Annotated in this window: 16 protein-coding genes; 6 read left to right on the forward strand and 10 right to left on the reverse strand. The window is 39.3% G+C overall.

Going from position 1 to position 19874, the window contains the following annotated elements:
• The first annotated feature begins 4 nt into the window (after positions 1-4).
• Positions 5-1735, forward strand: a complete 1731-nt coding sequence (locus QUE35_RS09370) for an ABC transporter ATP-binding protein (protein ID WP_022600133.1) — start codon at positions 5-7, stop codon at positions 1733-1735.
• 149 nt (positions 1736-1884) lie between these two features.
• Here QUE35_RS09370 and polA read toward each other — a convergent pair whose 3' ends face one another.
• Positions 1885-4665, reverse strand: coding sequence for a DNA polymerase I (polA, locus tag QUE35_RS09375; protein ID WP_022600135.1), 2781 nt, complete (start codon positions 4663-4665; stop codon positions 1885-1887).
• 127 nt (positions 4666-4792) lie between these two features.
• On the opposite strand from polA, the gene QUE35_RS09380 reads away from it, so the two are divergent.
• Positions 4793-5767 carry a polyprenyl synthetase family protein gene (locus tag QUE35_RS09380; protein ID WP_009318417.1) on the forward strand — a complete coding sequence of 325 codons (975 nt, stop codon included), beginning with the start codon at positions 4793-4795 and terminating at the stop codon, positions 5765-5767.
• A gap of 74 nt (positions 5768-5841) precedes the next feature.
• Here the strand turns inward: QUE35_RS09380 and deoC are convergent, their stop codons facing one another.
• The 8 genes from deoC to QUE35_RS09420 all read right to left on the reverse strand — a co-directional run bounded on the left by deoC (position 5842) and on the right by QUE35_RS09420 (position 13853).
• A complete protein-coding gene (gene deoC / locus QUE35_RS09385) occupies positions 5842-6723 on the reverse strand; it encodes a deoxyribose-phosphate aldolase (protein WP_009318418.1) in 882 nt (293 codons plus the stop codon).
• A 2-nt stretch (positions 6724-6725) separates the two neighbouring features.
• Positions 6726-7052, reverse strand: coding sequence for a nucleotide pyrophosphohydrolase (locus tag QUE35_RS09390; RefSeq protein WP_022600137.1), 327 nt, complete (start codon positions 7050-7052; stop codon positions 6726-6728).
• Between the two features lie 2 nt (positions 7053-7054).
• Positions 7055-7507, reverse strand: coding sequence for a D-aminoacyl-tRNA deacylase (gene dtd / locus QUE35_RS09395; RefSeq protein ID WP_022600138.1), 453 nt, complete (start codon positions 7505-7507; stop codon positions 7055-7057).
• 251 nt (positions 7508-7758) lie between these two features.
• Positions 7759-9576 (reverse strand): excinuclease ABC subunit UvrC, encoded by a 1818-nt coding sequence (gene uvrC, locus QUE35_RS09400; RefSeq protein ID WP_022600140.1) that lies wholly within the window; start codon positions 9574-9576, stop codon positions 7759-7761.
• Positions 9577-10101: an adenine phosphoribosyltransferase gene (locus tag QUE35_RS09405; RefSeq protein ID WP_009318424.1), complete on the reverse strand. Its 525-nt coding sequence runs from the start codon at positions 10099-10101 to the stop codon at positions 9577-9579. It lies immediately after the preceding gene.
• Positions 10102-10185: 84 nt separating this feature from the next.
• Positions 10186-12060 (reverse strand): tRNA uridine-5-carboxymethylaminomethyl(34) synthesis enzyme MnmG, encoded by a 1875-nt coding sequence (mnmG, locus tag QUE35_RS09410; RefSeq protein WP_022600141.1) that lies wholly within the window; start codon positions 12058-12060, stop codon positions 10186-10188.
• A 25-nt stretch (positions 12061-12085) separates the two neighbouring features.
• The gene (gene ybeY, locus QUE35_RS09415; RefSeq protein WP_022600143.1) at positions 12086-12511 is read right to left on the reverse strand and encodes an rRNA maturation RNase YbeY; all 426 of its coding nucleotides are present in this window, start codon (positions 12509-12511) and stop codon (positions 12086-12088) included.
• 109 nt (positions 12512-12620) lie between these two features.
• Positions 12621-13853 carry a spore maturation protein gene (locus QUE35_RS09420; protein ID WP_009318431.1) on the reverse strand — a complete coding sequence of 411 codons (1233 nt, stop codon included), beginning with the start codon at positions 13851-13853 and terminating at the stop codon, positions 12621-12623.
• 620 nt (positions 13854-14473) lie between these two features.
• Between QUE35_RS09420 and QUE35_RS09425 the strand changes: the two genes are divergently transcribed.
• The 4 genes from QUE35_RS09425 to rfbF all read left to right on the forward strand — a co-directional run bounded on the left by QUE35_RS09425 (position 14474) and on the right by rfbF (position 18020).
• Complete coding sequence (locus QUE35_RS09425; protein ID WP_022390210.1) at positions 14474-15439, forward strand: NAD(P)-dependent oxidoreductase; 966 nt, start codon at positions 14474-14476, stop codon at positions 15437-15439.
• A gap of 7 nt (positions 15440-15446) precedes the next feature.
• Entirely contained in the window at positions 15447-16163 is a 717-nt protein-coding gene (locus QUE35_RS09430; RefSeq protein ID WP_022600144.1) for a DNA alkylation repair protein, read from the forward strand.
• Positions 16164-16248: 85 nt separating this feature from the next.
• Positions 16249-17223 (forward strand): glycosyltransferase, encoded by a 975-nt coding sequence (locus QUE35_RS09435; protein ID WP_022600145.1) that lies wholly within the window; start codon positions 16249-16251, stop codon positions 17221-17223.
• Positions 17224-17246: 23 nt separating this feature from the next.
• Positions 17247-18020, forward strand: a complete 774-nt coding sequence (rfbF, locus tag QUE35_RS09440) for a glucose-1-phosphate cytidylyltransferase (RefSeq protein ID WP_022600146.1) — start codon at positions 17247-17249, stop codon at positions 18018-18020.
• 86 nt (positions 18021-18106) lie between these two features.
• Here rfbF and QUE35_RS09445 read toward each other — a convergent pair whose 3' ends face one another.
• Positions 18107-19804: a SulP family inorganic anion transporter gene (locus QUE35_RS09445; RefSeq protein WP_022600147.1), complete on the reverse strand. Its 1698-nt coding sequence runs from the start codon at positions 19802-19804 to the stop codon at positions 18107-18109.
• Positions 19805-19874 lie beyond the last annotated feature (70 nt).

Raw genomic sequence — 19874 nt, forward strand, 5'->3', positions numbered from 1 at the left:
AATTATGAATGCGATACAAAATATAACTGTCGGGCAACCGGAACGTTTAAAGAAACCTGTTGGTTATACGATCCTTGCCAATTTAGTAAACATTATTCCTTTTTGTCTGTCTATTGAAGCTATAAATATTATATTTCATGCCTTTGACGGAAGCGGAACTTCTCTTGATATTTCTCGTTTGTGGACATTGTTCTTTATTCTTGTTGCTTATGTTTTCATAATGATAGTTGCTGAGAGGGCTTCATATCGTGCCAATTTTCGCGGAGCTTATACCATGAGTGCCGATGGGCGTATTGCCTTGGCTGAGCATTTGCGCAAATTATCGTTAGGGTTTCTTTCTCGTCGTGATCCGGGAGATATTTCTTCTATGATGATTACCGACTTTACTATGGCAGAGACGGGGATTTCACATCATTTACCTCAATTAATGGGTGCTTTAGTAATGCCTGTGTTGGCTTTTTTGTCATTGTTATGGATAGATTGGCAGATGTCTTTGGCTATGTTTATCGCGTTGCCTTTTGCTATATTGGTACTTTGGGTAAGTACTGGGGTTCAACGACGTTTGAGCGGACGGCAAATAGAGGCGAAAATCAATGCTGGAAATCGATTGGAAGAGTATTTGCAAGGTATTAGAGTAATGAAAGCATATAATTTGTTGGGAGAACGTTTTACTCGTTTACGTGATGCTTTTGCCGATTTACGTCGAGCTTGTATTCGGCAAGAGGCGTTACTCGGGCCTTTTGTATTGTTATCGGTTACGTTGATACGTTCTGGGTTGACATTGATGATTCTTGGTGGTGCTTATTTACTTATAGGAGGAGATTTGTCATTAGCGACATTTGTTCTTTTTCTTGTTGTCGGTTCTAGGGTGTTTGATCCTCTTACGTCTGCATTGACTAATTTTGCAGAATTTCGCTATTTCTCTATCGCAGGAGGCCGTATACTTGACTTGATGCGAGAACCGGAAATGAAAGGTAAAGATATTGCTCCTGAAGGAGGAGATATTGAATTCCGGAATGTTTCTTTTGCATATCAGGATAAAGAGGTATTGCACGGTATCGATCTTATATTGAAAAAAGGAGCTCTTACGGCTCTTGTCGGACCATCGGGGAGTGGAAAAAGTACGCTAATGAAATTGTGTGCACGGTTCTATGATCCTACATCGGGACGGGTTTTAATGAATGGGTCGGATCTTTCTTCTCTTGATCCTGAATCATTGATGCGCCATGTTTCTATGGTATTTCAGGATGTATATCTTTTTCAGGATTCGATTCGTAATAATATCCGTTTCGGTAAAGACGATGCCACGGATGAGGAAGTTATCGAAGCTGCTCGGGCTGCTCAGTGTCATGATTTTATTATGCGGTTGCCTAAAGGTTATGATACGATGGTCGGAGAGGGAGGATGTACCCTTTCCGGAGGGGAGAAGCAGCGGCTAAGTATCGCCCGGGCGATGCTGAAAGATGCTCAGATTGTTCTTCTTGATGAGGCGACAGCTTCTCTTGATCCTGAAAATGAGGTGGAAGTACAACGGGCTATTACGAAGTTGATAACCGGACGTACGGTTATTGTCATAGCTCATCGTCTTAAAACAATTCGAAATGCCGATAAGATTGTTGTTTTAGACGATGGTCGGATTGTGGAGCAAGGTACTCATGAGGAACTTCTGAAAAATGATCGGTTATATGCCCGTTTATGGAATATTCAAATGAAAACTTCTGGTTGGAAATTGTAGAATTCTATAATTATTTTTCTTTTGAGAGAAAATATAAGATATATATGTTGTATTTCTCTTTTTGTTTTTCCTGCTTTAATGATTTATGATATGTAGGAAAAATTAGCAAGCTGTCTCAAAATATAGGGATGAGACAGCTTGTGTTATCGTTAATGTGCTTCGAGCCAGTTTTTTCCGATACCGGAATCAGCTATTAAAGGGACTTTTAGTTGGTATGCATTTTCCATTTCTTCTTTTACGATATGCTCAACAATTTCTATTTCGTTCTCAGGAACACTGAAATTGAGTTCGTCATGTACTTGAAGAATCATCCGGGCCTTTAGCCCATTCTTTTCGAATCGGTCGAAAATGCGGACCATGGCAATCTTTATAATGTCTGCAGCGCTTCCTTGTATAGGTGCATTTATTGCATTTCGTTCGGCATATCCGCGTACGATGCTGTTTTTGGAATTAATGTCGGGTAACATCCGTTTGCGTCCGCTTATCGTTTCTACATACCCTTTTTCTCGGGCTATCTGTATGCTTTTATCCATATATTCTTTTATATGGGGGTATGTCTCGAAATATCCGTTTATCAGTTCTTTGGCTTCAGATCGAGGTATATTGAGCCTGTCTGAAAGTCCGAATACGGAAATTCCGTAGATAATACCGAAGTTGGCGGTCTTCGCTTTTCTACGCATATTGGGCGTTACTTCTTCGATCGGTATTTTGTATATTTTGGCAGCTGTAGCAGCATGAATGTCTTTGCCTGAGGTAAAAGCTTCTATCATATTGGGATCTTCGCTGAGATCGGCCATGATGCGCAACTCGATCTGGGAGTAGTCAGCCGAGAAAAACAGGCATCGGTCATCGGGAATAAAAGCCCTGCGTATCTCTCGTCCTTCACTGTCTCTGATGGGTATATTCTGAAGATTAGGATTACTTGAACTTAATCGTCCTGTGGCAGTTACCGTCTGGTTAAATGAAGTATGTATCTTTCCTGTTTTGGGATTGATAAGTTCGGGCAGAGCATTGACGTACGTGGACAGAAGTTTTTTTACTCCCCGTTGTTCTAATATTTTTCCTACAATAGGATGTTTGGAACGGAGTTTTTCCAGAATTTCTTCGGTCGTAGAATATTGTCCGGTTTTTGTTTTTTTGGCTTTTTCATCGATTTTAAGACGTTCGAACAAAACTTCTCCTACTTGTCGTGCCGAACTGACATTGAATTCTGTTCCTGCCAATTGATAAATTTCCTGTTCGAGTTGCAGAACTTTTTCGGTAAGTAGAATCGAAGATTGGCGCAAAGCTTCGGTATCGACTCTGACTCCGGTGATTTCCATCTCTGCCAATACTCGTATTAACGGCATTTCGATGGAGTAGAAGAGGGGTTCGAGACCTTCTTTTTTTAATTCCTTTTCGAAGACATTTTTTAGTTTTAGTGTTATATCTGCGTCTTCGGCGGCATACTCACTGATCTTTTCGATCGGCACTTGGCGCATTGATAGCTGATTTTTTCCTTTAGGACCGATAAGTTCTTCAATGTGTACGGTTTTGTATTTGAGATAAATTTCAGCCAAGTAGTCCATGTTATGGCGTTGTTCGGGCTGCAATAAATAATGGGCTACCATTGTGTCGAAGAATTTCCCTTTTACAGTGATTCCATAATTTCTCAATACGATATAGTCGTATTTTATATTTTGACCTATTTTTAATGAGTTTGTATTTTCTAATGCATTTTTAAATTTATTTACAAGTTGATTCGCTTTATCCCGTTCTGTCGGGATAGGAACATAAAATGCTTTATTTTCTTGTAATGCAAATGACATTCCTACCAATTCGGCCGATATCGGATCGATTCCGGTAGTTTCTGTGTCAAAAGCAAAATATTCCGCATTTTCTAATTCGGTTATTAAATCAGATATTTTGTTCTCATTATCAATTATTTGATAGTCATGTTCTATGGTTTTTAACTCACTGAGAATCGAATATTTTTCTTCTTCTGTATTCTCGTCCGGAAATACGTCAAAGAGAGAAGCTTGAATAGGTGTTTTTGAAACAGTTGTTTTGTTAACTGTTGTACCTAATACTCGATCTGCTAAATTCCTAAATTCAAGTTCCTCGAAAATTTCCCGTAATCGGATTTCGTTTATCGCTTCTCGTAATAATTCTTTTTCATTGAAAATTATGGGGACGTCTGTTTTTATCGTTGCCAGAAATTTGGAAAATTCTATTTGTTGCTTGTTTTCTTCTACTTTTTTGCGTAACGCACCCTTCAACTGATCGGTACAGCAAAGTAAATTTTCGATAGAGCCGAATTCATTGACCAGTTTTATCGCTGTTTTTTCTCCTACGCCGGGACATCCCGGGATATTGTCTGACGCATCGCCCATAAGCCCGAGTATATCGATAACCTGTTCAGGACGTTCGATGGAGAATTTTTGTTTTATTTCTTCAACTCCGCGTACTTCGAAATCTCCTCCTCCGAATTTGGGTTTGTAGATAAAAATGTGAGGACTGACCAATTGCCCGTAGTCTTTATCCGGGGTCATCATATACGTATCGAACCCTTCTTTTTCAGCCAGCTTGGCCAGTGTGCCTATGACATCATCGGCTTCGAAACCGGGAACTTCTATGATAGGTATATTGTAGGCTTTGATAATTTCTTTTATAATAGGTACGGATTGTCTTATTACCTCCGGAGTTTCTTCTCTCTGTGCTTTATAAAGCTCATATGCTTCGTGCCTGAAAGTCGGACCACTGGGATCGAATCCTACTGCAATATGGGAAGGATTTTCTTTTTTCAGTACGTCTTCCAACGTATTTACAAATCCGAATATAGCGGAGGTATTTACTCCTTTAGAGTTGATTCTCGGATTTTTGATGAATGCGTAATATGAGCGGTAGATGAGTGCGTAGGCATCCAGTAAAAATAGCTTTTTTTCTTGCATTTGCAGGCTGTTTTTAATGTACTTTGTTTTTATATCGGGAAAAAATTTCCCTTATTTCCCGGTAAATTTACAATAAATATGGATATTCTTTTGTTTTATTGCTATTTTTGCACATCATTAAAATAATATGGATAAACTATCTATTATACAGCAGCCTATTCTTGATGAATTGGAGATTCTGAACCGGACTTTGGCAGAGACGTTGAATACAAGCAGTCCGATGATGAATACCGTTGTTGATTATTTTCTCGGAACGAAAGGCAAGCAAATACGTCCTATGTTGGTGTTGTTGAGTGCCCGTTTATTTGGGAAAATCAATGCTGTTACTATCGATGCTGCTGCTGCTATAGAACTTTTGCATAATGCCAGTCTTATACACGATGATGTTGTCGATGAATCGAAGCAACGTCGAGGAAAGCCCACGATTAATGGAGTTTGGGATAATCGTATAGCAGTGCTGGTAGGTGATTATTTTGTCTCTTGTGCGTTGAAGCGTTCTATTTCTACCGGGATTCTGGAGGTTATTAATACGCTGGGATTTTTAGGTCAGGAATTGGCGAAAGGAGAGATCGACCAACTTTCGATAGCTCAAGATCATGTTTTGAATGAAGAAGCCTATTTTAATGTAATCCGTCAGAAAACGGCGTCCTTGTTTATCTCCTGTATGAAAATGGGGGCTTTATCGAATGGTGCATCTTCTGAAGCTATCGAACAATTAATGGTTTTCGGAGAGAAACTGGGGCTTTGTTTTCAGATAAAGGACGATACGTTCGACTATTTTTCGGATGATACTATTGGTAAACCTACCGGAAATGATTTGAGGGAGGGCAAAGTTACTCTACCTTTGATTTTTGCGGTTCGGAATGCTACGGATGTTGAAAGGGATGAGGTAATGGCAATTTTGAGGCAAAAAGAATTATCCGCTAAGGATATCGATAAGTTGACCGAATTTGCAAAATCTCATGGAGGGATAGAGTATGCTAAGAAGGTTATGGAGCGTTTACGAACAGAAGGCTATGCGGCTTTGGCTTCTTTTGGTGAAAATCCCGTTGTGACTTCTCTAAAAGCTATTTTAGATTATACGATCGATAGAACAAAGTAACTGAAAATAGGATATTTGAGAGAAATAAAAAGGGGATACTTCCATTCGGAAAAGTATCCCTCTCTTTTTTGTATTTAGAAAAATTTGACCGGGCTTCCGGCTATGGAGCTTAACAAATTGTTTGCTAAACGACTGGCACCTAAACGGAAATATTTTTTATCCAACCATTTTTCTCCGAGAACTTCGGCGACAATGCAATAATATTTTACGGCATCTTCTGTGGTAGATATTCCTCCGGCCGGTTTGAATCCGATCATTGTTCCGGTTTTATCGTAATATTCTTTGATTGCCTGGCACATGACATAAGCAGCTTCGAGGGTTGCCGCCGGTTCCATTTTTCCTGTTGAAGTTTTAATGAAGTCTGCTCCTGAATAGATCGCCAATATAGAAGCTTTTTTTATGTTTGAGGCTGTTTTCAGCGCTCCGGTTTCAAGAATTACTTTCAGGTGAGCATCCCTGCAAGAGTGTTTGATTTCTTCGATTTCATCGCACATTTCTTCGTATTCTTCCGCTAAAAAGTTCCCGACATTAATCACAATATCTATTTCATCAGCTCCATCGGCAACAGCTAATGCCGTTTCTGCAACTTTTACTTCGGTAAAGGTCTGAGAAGAGGGGAATCCTGCCGAAACGGCAGCGATATTTACATCGGATACTTCCAGATTCATGCGGACTGTTCCTGCCATATTGGGATATACACATATCGCGGCAACGTTATTCATTTCGGGATGTTCATTTTCGAAATCGTTTACCCGTTTTGTAAAATTCGTGATATGTTGTGCTGTGTCGGTCGTGTTGAGGGAAGTCAGATCTATACAGCCGAAAAGGAATTTATAAACATCCGTATTGCTGTATTTCGATAGATTTTCCCGAAGGATCTGTTCTACTTCTTGTTTCACTACATCATCGTTCAGATTGGTGTTGTAGTTTTGAAGAGCTTCGTTGTACTTGTCCATAATTAGTATAGTTTAGGATTATTGATGTGTCTCTCTTTGTCCCGATTTGTTTTTTTCAGGAGATTTTTCTCGAATGCTTCCGTGAGGTTTATTCCTGTTTGATTGGCAAGGCATAGAAGTACCCATAAAACATCGGCCATTTCGTCTCCGAGATCACGTTCTTTATCGCTTTCTTTGAATGATTGATCTCCATATCTACGGGAAATAATACGGGCGACTTCTCCTACCTCTTCTGTAAGAATCGCCATATTGGTGAGTTCACTGAAATATTTTACTCCGAACTCTTTTATCCATTGATCTACAGTTATTTGAGCTTCTTCTATGGTCATGGTTATTCTTTATTTTTAGAGTCTATCCAGATTGTTACAGGTCCGTCGTTGACCAATTCTACTTGCATATCAGCCCCAAATTCTCCTGTCGCTACGGATTTTCCGATTTCTTGTTCTGTGTAGTGACATAAGGCTTCGTACATAGGTATTGCATGCTCGTGTTTTGCCGCTTTGATATATGAGGGACGATTTCCTTTTTTGGTTGATGCGTGCAAAGTAAATTGGCTTACAATGAGTACTGATCCGCCAATATCCTTTACTGATCGGTTCATAATGCCGTTTTCATCATCGAAAATACGTAAGGATGTCGCTTTTTTTGCCAACCATTCTGCATCTTCTTTTGTGTCGGCTTCTTCAATTCCGACCAAAATCAGCAGTCCTGTATCTATTTTTGATTTTATTTTTCCGCTAATAGTTACGGAAGCCTGTTTTACCCGTTGTATTAAGATTCTCATATCGACTTCTTATTGCTCTATTAATACAAAGTTACGAATAAAGTTTTAAGAGCCAGTCTAAATTTTCCGATAAAAAATGCAATCAGGGTATCTTTGCTTTTTCTTTCGGTCTGCTTTTTCTGTTTTCATTTGTCAGTTTAGACTGCTATCTCTCTTGTAAAAACAAAAAAACTCTCTCGAAAAAATTCCCGAATCAGACTTGATTAATTCTAAAAAAAACTGTTCAAAATTTCTTATGTTTATTTTATTCATTAATGTTGAGAGTTGAGATTTTGTATTATTATTTTGGCTTTGGCTTTACCGATTATGCTTGCTATCTCCTCGAAACTCGCTTCTTTAACTCGTTTCATGCTTTTAAATTCTTTCAGGAGGGCGGTCTTTGTTTTATCTCCTATGCCTTTTATATTATCGAACGCAGATGCGATTTGGCGTTTACTTCGTTTGTCTTTATGAAATGTAATAGCAAACCGGTGTACTTCATTTTGTATCTGTTCCAATAGTCTGAAAAGTTGGCTTTGAACTTTTATTCCAATTACTTTGGGGGGAAACCCGAATAGAAGTTCGGAGGTTCTGTGTCGGTCATTTTTTACTAATCCGGCGATAGGAATTTCAAGGTGCAGTTCATCTTCTATTACTTCTCTGATTATCTCCATTTGACCTTTTCCTCCATCTGCAATGATGAGATCGGGAAGAGGTGCTTCTTCTCGGATTAGGCGCTGGTAACGGCGTCTGACGACCTCTTTCATCGAGGCATAATCATCCGGGCCTACGACAGTTTTTATGTTGTATTTACGGTATTCTTTTTTTGCCGGTTTACCCATTTTGAATACGACGCATGCAGCAACAGCGTCACTACCCTGAATATTCGAATTATCGAAGCATTCGATATGTACAGGAGGTTTACTCATGCAGAGTTCTTTTTGTATTTCTTTAAGCAGCTTCATGCTGCGGTGCTCGGGATTAAGCTTTTCTGTCTGTTTTAGCTTGTCGATTTTGTATTGTTTTACATTTTGCTCCGATATTTCGAGTAATTTTTTCTTGTCTCCGCGTTGAGGAACGATAAATTCTACATTTTCAAATTCAAGATCAGGTAGAAACGGAACGACTATTTCACGAGACAGACTCTTAAAGCGAGTACGTAATTCTGCGATTCCCAATGCAAGAATATCTTCTTTTGCTTCATCAAGCCTTTTCTTGTATTCGATTGTGAAACTTTGTACGATCGAACCGTTGCGGATATGCATGTAATTCACGAATGCGGCATCATCCTCTTCATCGTAAGAAAATATGTCGATGTTATGTATTGTCGTGCTTACAATGACTGATTTTGCCCGGTATTTTTCTAATAAGAGATATTTCTCTTTTAAGACTTGAGCTTCTTCGAATTTCAGGTTTTCCGATAGTTTACCCATTTCTTGTAACAAGTGTTCGCTTAATTGCTGTATATTGCCGTTAAGAATCTGTTTTACTTGAGAAATATATTCTAAATAGGTCTTTTCCTCTTCAAGGCCTTCACATGCGCCTTTGCAATTTTTGATGTGATATTGGAGACAAATCTTGAATTTTCCCCGACGAATGTTTTCCGGAGTAAGGTTATGTGGGCACGTGCGTATCGGATAGAGTGTCCGAATAAGCTCAAGAACGGTTTTTGCTAAATGCACATTTGCATACGGTCCATAATATTTAGAGCCGTCTTTTATAACTTTTCGGGTTAAGAATACTCTGGGGAAATGCTCATTGCGAACGGTGATCCATGGGTATGTTTTATCATCTTTCAATAAAACATTATATCGGGGTTTGTATTCCTTGATCAGGCTGTTTTCAAGATGTAGGGCGTCTTCTTCGGTTTTTACTACGATATATTTTAGATCGCGAATATTCCGTACTAAGACATTCGTCTTTACCGAGTCATGAACTTTATTGAAGTAGGAAGATACTCTGCGTTTTAAATTTTTTGCTTTCCCGACATAAATAATTTTGCCCTCTTTATCGAAATATTGGTACACGCCAGGAGTTTCGGGTAGGAGGGCAATGATGCTTTTAATATGTTCGCTTGTTGTTTCTGCCATTTAGTATTTAATGAGAGCTTCGATTTCTACTTCAGGAGGGAAAACATCCCTTCCTTTTAAAAATTCCAGTTCTACGATAAAATTTACATAGACTTTTTTAGGATTAAACCGTTTTACTAATTTGTATGCAGCCAGCATTGTCCCACCGGTTGCCAGCAGGTCGTCATGCAATACAATTATGTCTTCTGAATTGAGCGCATCTTTATGTATTTCGATTGTGTCGGTACCATATTCTTTTTCATAGCTTTCACTCCATGTTTCGGCAGGAAGTTTCCCCGGTTTTCTTAATGTAACAAATCCTGCCCCTAAATTGTTGGCGATAATCGGGCCCATTATGAACCCTCTGGATTCTATCCCTACAACTTTTGTTATCCCTTTTTCTTTATATAGTTTTGTCAGTTCTTCACTAAGGGCATGTAGACAGTCTTTGTCTTTAAATACTGTTGTGAGATCTCTGAAGATGATTCCTTTTTGTGGAAAGTCTTTTACATCCCTGATCTTTTCTTTAATGTTTTCGATGCTCATGGCTTGTTCTATCTTATTGTTTTATTGATGTTTGTATTGTTTATTTAAAGAGTTTCTTTCTATTGTTTCACGTGGAACTAAAAGTTATCTTCCGGATAATACCAATAAAATATTGATGTCGCTTGGCGAAATTCCCGGGATTCGAGCAGCCTGAGCGATTGTTTCCGGATCGATTTTGTCGAGCTTTTGTCTTGCTTCAGTCGAAAGTTGTTTTATCGAATTATAGTCGAATTTTCCTTTTATTCGAATATTCTCAAGACGAGATATTTTATCGGCAATCATTTTTTCACGATCGATATATCCTTCATATTTTATTCGAATTTCCGTAGCTTCTATGATTTCATCTTTACGATTCTTGATTTTATCGATTTCTTTATGTAGGGCAGGGATTAGTTCTGCAATTTTAGAAATGGATAATTGAGGCCGTAAAATTAAGTCGATCAGTTTTATTCCTTGTTTTAACGGGGATGTTCCGAGTTGCTCTAAGCCGCTATTTATGTATTGAGGCTTTACGGAATAGTTTTTTGCGAATTCTATAAGATGATTGATATGCTCTTTTTTCTCGATGAGAAGACTGTGCCTTTGGGTAGAAGCTAATCCTAAATTATAAGATTTTTCGGTAAGACGCATATCTGCATCGTCTTGACGAAGTAAAATGCGATATTCGGCTCTGGATGTAAACATTCGGTAAGGTTCATCTACGCCCTTTGTTACCAAATCATCAATTAATACTCCGATATATGCTTCGTTCCGAGCTAAAATGAACGGATTTCCCCCGTGGCAGTTGATATGGGCATTTATTCCTGCAATTATACCTTGTCCTGCAGCTTCTTCATATCCGGTTGTTCCGTTTACCTGTCCGGCAAAGAAAAGATTCTTGATTTTTTTTGTTTCGAGATTATGCAAAAGTTGCGTCGGATCAAAATAATCGTATTCGATCGCATATCCCGGACGATAGATTTGAATGTCTTTAAATGCCGGTATTTTTTGCAGAGCATTCAGTTGAATTTCCAGTGGTAAAGAAGATGAAAATCCGTTCAAATAAAATTCTCGGGTGGTTTCACCTTCCGGTTCTAAAAATAATTGATGTTCTGTTTTATCGGGGAATGTGACGATTTTTGTCTCGATACTGGGACAATAGCGTGGTCCGATACTTTTGATTTGTCCGTTAAATAGGGGAGAATCGGGTAGCCCTTGACGGAGTATCCGATGCACTTCTTCGTTCGTATATGTCGCCCAGCAGCTTTGTTGTTTTAATTTGCGCGGCTCAAAATCTAAATATGAAAATTTATGGAAGTCGTTTTCTCCCAGTTGTTCTGCCATTAATTCGAAATGGACGCTTCTCCCGTCTATTCGTACTGGAGTCCCTGTTTTCATTCGCCCGACAGTGATTCCTAATTCAGATAATTGTTCGGTGATTCCGTACGATGCAGGTTCAGAAATTCTACCTCCTCGCAGTTGAGTCTTTCCGATATGTATTAGTCCGTTCATGAAAGTTCCGGAAGTGATAACTACGGATTTTGCTGAAAACTGGACATCCATGTTTGTAAGAACTCCGGTTACCGTATTATTTTTTATGACCAACTCTTTTACCGAATCTTGCCACAGATACAGATTGTCTGTATTTTCGATTATTTCTCTCCATGTGTGGATGAACTTTTCCCGGTCGCTTTGTGCTCGAGGACTCCACATGGCAGGTCCTTTAGAGCGGTTGAGCATCCTGAACTGTATCGCCGTCTTGTCGGTTACGATTCCGGTGTTACCTCCCAGTGCGTCTATTTCCCGCACAATCTGTCCCTTTGCAATACCACCGATAGCCGGGTTGCAACTCATTTGTGCGATTTTATTCATATCCATTGTAATGAGCAGGGTTTTTGAACCTAAATTTGCGGCTGCACAAGCGGCCTCGCATCCGGCGTGTCCGGCTCCAACAACAATTACGTCGTACTTGAAAGTCATTTTGCTGTATTTGTTTATAAACAGGTCATTTTTTGTCAGACAAAAGAGCAAGAGCTTCGTTTTCTTTTTGAGTCATTATCTCTCTTTCTCCCGGCCCTTTGTCGTTGATTCCACATAAATGTAATATCCCGTGTATTATGATTCTATGCAATTCTTCTTCGTATGATACTTCGAACTCATCGGCATTGCTCTTCACCGTATCGATGCTGATAAATATATCCCCGCTGATACGATTTTTTTCGGTGTAATCGAATGTAATGATGTCTGTGTAATAGTCGTGATCGAGATATTCTCTATTTATTTCTAATATTTTCTCGTCCGAACAAAAAATGTATGAAATATCACCGCATTTTTTGCCGTATATTCCGGCTACATTTTTTATCCAGTCTCCGGTTTCTCTTTTTTTTATTGCCGGAAGCTTTACCCCTTCGGCAAAGAATGTAATAGCCATGTTCCTATTATCTTTGAGATTATAAACGAAATTACAAAGATAGGGCTTTATCCTGTACATAGATGCCTGATAATACGAAAAAACGTTTATTCGGTATCTTGAGAAGCAACTATTTAAAAAAGATATATGCAACAACGATAGCTGCAATGATTCCTACGAGATCGGCAAAAAGTCCATACCCGGCAGAATAGCGGGTATTGCGGATACCTACGCTTCCGAAGTATACCGCCAGAATATAAAATGTCGTGTCTGTCGATCCTTGTATCGTTGAAGCTACACGGGCGACAAAAGAGTCTGCTCCGTATGTGTTCATCGCATCAACCATCATTCCCCGAGCACCACTACCGCTTAACGGTTTCATGAGTGCAGTGGGGAGCGCTCCTACAAAATCGGAATCGATACCGCAAGCATTGATCCCTGCTGTTATTCCGGATATTATGAAGTCCATAGCTCCGGAAGCTCTAAAAATAGCTATGGCGACTAACATCGCTACTAAATAGGGTATGATTGTAACTGCAGTTTTGAATCCCTCTTTTGCGCCTTCTATAAATGCGTCGTATATGTTTATTTTTTTTCGTATTCCTGCAATTATGAAGCTGATGATTATACAAAATAATAGACAATTTGCTCCGAATTGGGAATATAGAGATACTTTTTCTTGAGGAAGTCCGGCAAAAAAGTAAAGTATAGAACCGATTATGGCGGTAAGTCCCAAAATAGAACCCATGATTACCCGATCAAATAAATTTATTTTTTGTTTAAGGCATACCGCGATAAGTCCGGCTAATGTGGAGCAATATGTCGCTATCAATATAGGCAGAAATATGTCTGAAGGATTGGCTGCTCCCATTTGTGCCCTGTATACCATTACTCCTAAAGGGACTAAAGTCAGTCCGGTAGTATTTAATACAAGAAACATGATCATCGGATTGCTTGCTGTCTCTTTATCGGGATTTATCTCTTGCATTTCTTTCATTGCTTTCAGACCGAGGGGTGTTGCCGCATTATCGAGCCCCAGCATATTTGCAGAAACATTCATGAAGATAGATCCGAATGCCGGGTGGTTCTTGGGAAGGTCAGGAAAAAGTCTGCAAAAAAGAGGGCTGATAAGTCGGGAGAATAAGGCAATGATACCTCCTCGTTCTCCTATTTTCATTAACCCCAGCCATAAAGATAGAACCCCGGTAAGTCCTAATGATATTTCGAAAGCCGTTTTGGCTGAAGTGAATGAAGAATTCATGATATCGTTCCAAATTGTCAGATTCCCGAAAAATACAGATTGAATTACTGCAACTCCAAAAGCAATCAGGAAAAAAGATATCCAAATATAATTTAAGACCATGGGGATAATTTTTACGTGATGTGAACAAATTTATATATTTTGTGCGAATACGGTATATTTGAAGTTAAATAAATTGATAGCAGATTTATTTGAGAAAAAAAATGGTTGTTGCATTTCTGCTATAATGTGCTGTTAAATAGGTATTTATTGAAAATTTATCTTCTCCAGAATTGCTTAATTACGGATTTCCCGTATTTCTGTCCGATTTATTTTAAGGAAAATGAGGAATAAAGTTGTATTTTACAAATGTTATGAAATGCAACTTTCTCAAGGGCTTGTCTAAATTTTCCGATAAGAAAATATTATCAGAACATCTTTGCGGTTTCTTTTGGTTTGTTTCCCGGTTTTGATTTTCGAATCAGACCGAGCAAAATTTAAACAGACTCGCAAGAATATAAAAAATAGAAGGCGGAGGCTTTTGTATAGCATTTTTTTATACTTTTGAAAATTCTCATTTCAGGATAAGACCTATGTTTAATCTTGTTCGAAGTGAAATAAAAATGCATTGTCGGGTTTGCTATATCTGAGATAGACAATGTAAGAATTAGACCGTGTTAAGTTTGGGTTTGACGGGTAGTATTATTGTCTGTGTAGAGATAATCTAAAAATTAAAATCATATATGAAGAAAAAAGTCTTGGTAACATATAATATGTTTCGGAGCGGTTATGCAGAGTTAGTCGAGAAGTATGACGTCACTTTTCCTCCGGACGGAGCAGAATCTTTTACTTATGAAGAGGTTTTACGAATGATTCCGGAGTATGACGCATTGCAATCGATGTTTAATTTTCCGGTAGATAAACAGTTGATGGATGCCGGTGTGAAGTTGAAAATAATTTCCAATTATGCAGTGGGATATGACAATATCGATATTCCTTATGCAACGCAGAAAGGTATTCAGGTCACGAATACTCCCGATCCGGTAACAGAGCCTACCGCAGATCAGGCTATGGGATTGCTGTTGGCTGTCAGTCGACGTATTTCGGAGTTGGACAGGCGTCTTCGAGTAGGAGAGGTAAAGGTCGGATTATTGGAGAACCTGGGACATTCTTTGTATGGCGGTACGATCGGTATTATCGGTATGGGACGTATCGGACAAGCGTTAGCCCGACGGGCGGTTGCGGCCGGAATGAAGATCGTTTATTGTAATCGTCATCGGGTCGCAGAAACGATAGAGGATAAGTATAAAGCTGTTTATTTGTCTTTGGATGAGTTATTACGAGTTTCCGATGTCGTTTCGGTAAATGCGCCATATACGACGGAGACTTATCATTTGATAGGAGAAAGAGAGCTTTCCCTGATGAAACCGACTTCGATTCTAATTAATACGGCAAGAGGTCCTTTGGTCGATGAAAAAGCTTTAGTTAAAGCGCTACGTGAAAAAGTAATATGGGGAGCCGGATTGGATGTTTTTGAATTCGGGGATTATCCTTCAGAGGAGCTGTTATCGATGGATAATGTCGTTTTGAATCCGCATACCGGGACTCAGACGTTTGAGGTGCGTAATGAAATGGCCGCTTTCGTTTCAAGGAATATTATTCATTTTTTTGAAGGAGGGCCGGTCGCTAAAGTAAATCACATAGATTAAACGGTATATGTCGATAGCAAAAGAGATCCGGGAGAGTTTACTTGTATTTGCCGATCCTGAGAAAGCTTCTGTGTTGCAAGGTTTTTTTAAGACAGCAAAAGGTGCATATGGCGAAGGGGATAAGTTTGTCGGGATTCCAGTCCCGAAAACGAGGTCTGTTGCAAAACAATATGTGTATGTTGCACCGGAGGATGTCCTTCCGTTGTTGTCGGATGCCGTTCATGAATGTCGTTTACTGGCTCTTCTGATTTGGGTCGCTCAATTTCCTAAAAGTGACGAACTGCGTCGGAAGCGGATTTTCGATTTGTACTTGTCGAATACCGATAAAATAAACAACTGGGATTTGGTCGATTTGTCTGCTTATCAAATCGTCGGAGAATATTTGAGAGATAAAGATCGTACTCCTTTATATCGGTTGGCTGAGAGCGGCTATTTGTGGGAACAACGAATTTCGATAGTGGCGACATGGAAATATATCCGTGAAAAACAATTTGAGGATACCTTATATTTGGCCGATAAGTTGTTGCAACATCCGCATGACCTGATTCAAAAGGCTGTAGGATGGATGTTGAGGGAAGTCGGAAAACGAGATAAGGCGGTTCTTCTACATTTCTTGGAATCTCGTTATCAAATAATGCCGAGAACTATGCTCCGGTATGCAATTGAGAAATTTTCTCCCGAAGAACGGGCTTTCTATATGAAAAAGGACAGACAAAGGTCTTGATATCGATGTTTATATCATCGGGTTTGAACTGTATTTAGAATGAAATCATTACTTTTGTATCGTAATCTAAACTTTGTATTCGGGGATGAGTCTTGATGGATGCGATTTGCTGACGATATGTGTGCCTACTTGCAATCAAGTGGTTATTCTTTGTGATATGTTGGAGGATATGATTCCCAAAATAAGTTCGTATCATATTCGCCTTCTTATTATCGATAATTGTTCTTCAGATAATACGCAAGGGGTTGTAGCCGGTTATTCTGATCGTTATGAGAATTTGTCTTATATTCGTTTGGATAGACAGTTGGATAATGATGCTCTTTTCGAAATGGCGTTGAAATTACCCCGTACTCCTTATTGTTGGGTTATTCGGGATATTAATCGGTTGAATGGTAGTTATTTATGTTCTGTTATAAATACCTTGAGTAATCAGACTCCCGATTTATATGTTATCGCTTGTAATAAGCGTTCGTTCGGGATACCTTCCCGTGTTTATAACGATGCGAATGCTTTTTTACATGATCTCGGATGGTGTCTGATTTATTCCGGAGCTGTTATTTTTTCTCGTAAGATTATTGATATTGCGGATTTTGAGAAATGTCGAAATCCTTATTTTTTTAGTTTCAATATCGTATTCGAGACGCTTTCCCGATTAGACCGTATCTCGGTATTTTGGAGCGGTTTGGATTTGCTGAGCGAATCATCTCTTTCACGCGATAATTCCCGTAATCCGAGAGGTGTATTTCATATTTATGGAGTTCTTTGGACTAAGACGGTTTTAGCTTTGCCGGATAGTTCTTATTCTAAAAAAGCCAAATTGCGTTGTATAAGAGTATTGGGGAAAAAGAACCATTTATATTCTGCTCATCATCTGAAGCGTCAGCGTGTAGTTGGTTCGCTTACTCCTGAAATATATAAAGAGTGTTATGACTATATCCGGTATTTTGCTCCGGGAAATGAGTTGCGTTTTTTCTTTTATTCGAGATATCCGAATAGACTCAATAAATATTATCGGAGGTATCACCGATATTATAGAAATACGGGATCTCCTTTATTTTGACTATTTTAAAAAATTAAATATACATGAAGGCTGTAATATTAGCAGGTGGGCTCGGTACACGTATCAGTGAGGAGACGGATGTAAAGCCGAAGCCTATGGTAGAAATCGGAGGTATGCCGATTCTTTGGCATATTATGAAATGTTATTCGCATTATGGAATCGATGAGTTTGTCATTTGTCTCGGGTATAAGGGATATGTTATTAAAGAGTTCTTTGTAAATTATTTTATGCACAGAGCGAATATAACGATCGATTTGGGCAATAATACGGTACAAACTTTAAATACGACGAGCGAACCGTGGAAGGTAACTTTGATAGATACCGGTAATGAGACGATGACCGGCGGACGTATCAAGCGTATCAAGCCGTATATCGGTGATGAACCTTTTATGCTGACTTATGGTGACGGTGTGTCGGATATAAACATTGCCGATTTATTGAAATTCCATAAGGAAAACGGCCGTTTGTGCACTGTTACTACGGTTCAGCCTACGGGACGTTTCGGAGCTGTGACTTTGGGCCCGAATAATGGTGTTGCCTCTTTTGCCGAGAAGCCGAAAGGTGACGGTTTGTGGATCAGTGCCGGATTTTTTGTTTGTCAACCTCAGGTATTCGATTATATCGAAGGCGATATGACCGTATGGGAACGAGAACCGATGGAACGTTTGGCCAGAGAGGGACAGATGAGTGCTTATCGTTATGAAGGATTCTGGAAACCTATGGATACGCTGAAAGATAAGAAGGACCTTAATGAGATGTGGAATAACGGACTTGCAAAATGGAAAATTTGGGAATAGACGAGTTTTGTGATAGATAAGAAAACAGCCCTTTGCTTTTTAAAAGCAAAGGGCTGTTTTCTTGTTTTCTATGGAATTTTTTTTGGTTATTTAGGTTGAGCTTTTAGCTCTGAAGCCATTATATTGGCTTTAGCAACAGCTTTATGTATGTTATCGAATATATATTCGTCTCCTAATAAGGCCTCGACACCCATTCGTTCCAGCGATGCATGTACGGTGGGGTTTACGCCCGACAAGATGACATGAATGTTTTCTTTACGAGAAGAGTTGATAAATATTTCGAGGTTGTGTATTCCGGTAGAGTCGATGAACGGAACTTTCCTCATACGAATGATACGAACCAACGGTTTATCTCCCAAGATACGCATCTGTTCGTCGAATTTATTGGCAATACCGAAGAAAAACGGCCCGTCGATTTCATATACTTCGACCCCTTTTTCGAGAGAGAGTTGCTCTTCCGACAGCGTTTCCGTCTTATTCGCACTTTGATCCAGCTCATTGCGTAATACAGAAATATGGGTGTTTTCCGTTACTCGGCGAAGGAATGAGAGTACAGCAAGCAATAACCCGATCTCGATCGCTATTGTCAGATTGAAAATAACGGTCAATATCAAAGTTACCCACAATACGGCAATATCCGCTTTTTGATTTTTCATCATTGATTTTACGGTCCTCCATTCACTCATGTTATATGAGACAATAATCAATACCCCGGCTAAGCAAGCCATCGGTATATGAGTGGTAAGGGGAGCGAGAAATAATAATATAAGCAGCAGTACTATAGCATGAATGATTCCGGCAATAGGAGTAATACCTCCGTTATTGATGTTTGTCATTGTACGGGCTATTGCTCCGGTTACAGGGATTCCTCCGAAGATCGGAGAAACGATATTTGCCGCACCTTGTGCGATTAATTCCGTATTCGAATTATGTCTATCTCCGGTAACTCCGTCCGCCACGGTTGCCGACAGCAATGATTCAATAGCTCCGAGCATCGCTATTGTAAAAGCTGCCGGTAACAGTTGATTGATCGTTTCCATATTGATATGTAAACCGGCTGGCTGCGGTAAAGAGGAGTCGATCGTAAAACGGTCTCCGATCGTTTCGATTCCGGTAATTCCGAAATGGTGTTTCAATACATAAGCAATGATTGTCATAATGATGATGGCAACCAATGACCCGGGAATTTTTTTAGATAATTTCGGGGTTATGATAATCAGCAATATGCTTATAAGTCCTATTCCAAGAGACCAGATGTTCGTTGTTCCGAAACTTTGGAAGTAGGCGATCCATTTAGATATGAAATCTGCCGGTACTGATTCCATCGTAAGACCGAACAGATCTTTGATCTGTGTCGTGAAGATCGTTAAAGCGATACCGCTCGTAAAGCCGATTACGATAGGATAGGGGATAAATCTGATAATCGTTCCGAGTTTGAATATTCCCATCAGCAATAATATGATTCCCGCCATGGCTGTGGCTATTGCCAATCCTTCTATTCCGAAAGATTGAATAATTCCGTAAACGATTACGATAAATGCTCCTGTCGGTCCTCCGATTTGTACCGAACTTCCTCCAAGAAAAGAGACGATAAAACCTCCGATAATGGCTGTGATAAGCCCTTGCTGCGGACTTACTCCGGAAGCTATACCGAAAGCTATAGCTAATGGAAGAGCTACGATTCCGACTATAATTCCGGCCATGAGATCGGCCATAAATTTTTCTTTAGAATAATTTTTTAACGCACTGAACAAGCGTGGATGGAAATCTAATTTGCTATCCATATCTTTATTTAATCTGTTTTAATTTTCACCGATTAGCTTTTATTTTTAAGAGGGGGCAAAGGTAGTTAAT

The organism is Coprobacter fastidiosus, assembly GCF_030296935.1.
GTDB classification, from domain to species: Bacteria; Bacteroidota; Bacteroidia; order Bacteroidales; family Coprobacteraceae; genus Coprobacter; species Coprobacter fastidiosus.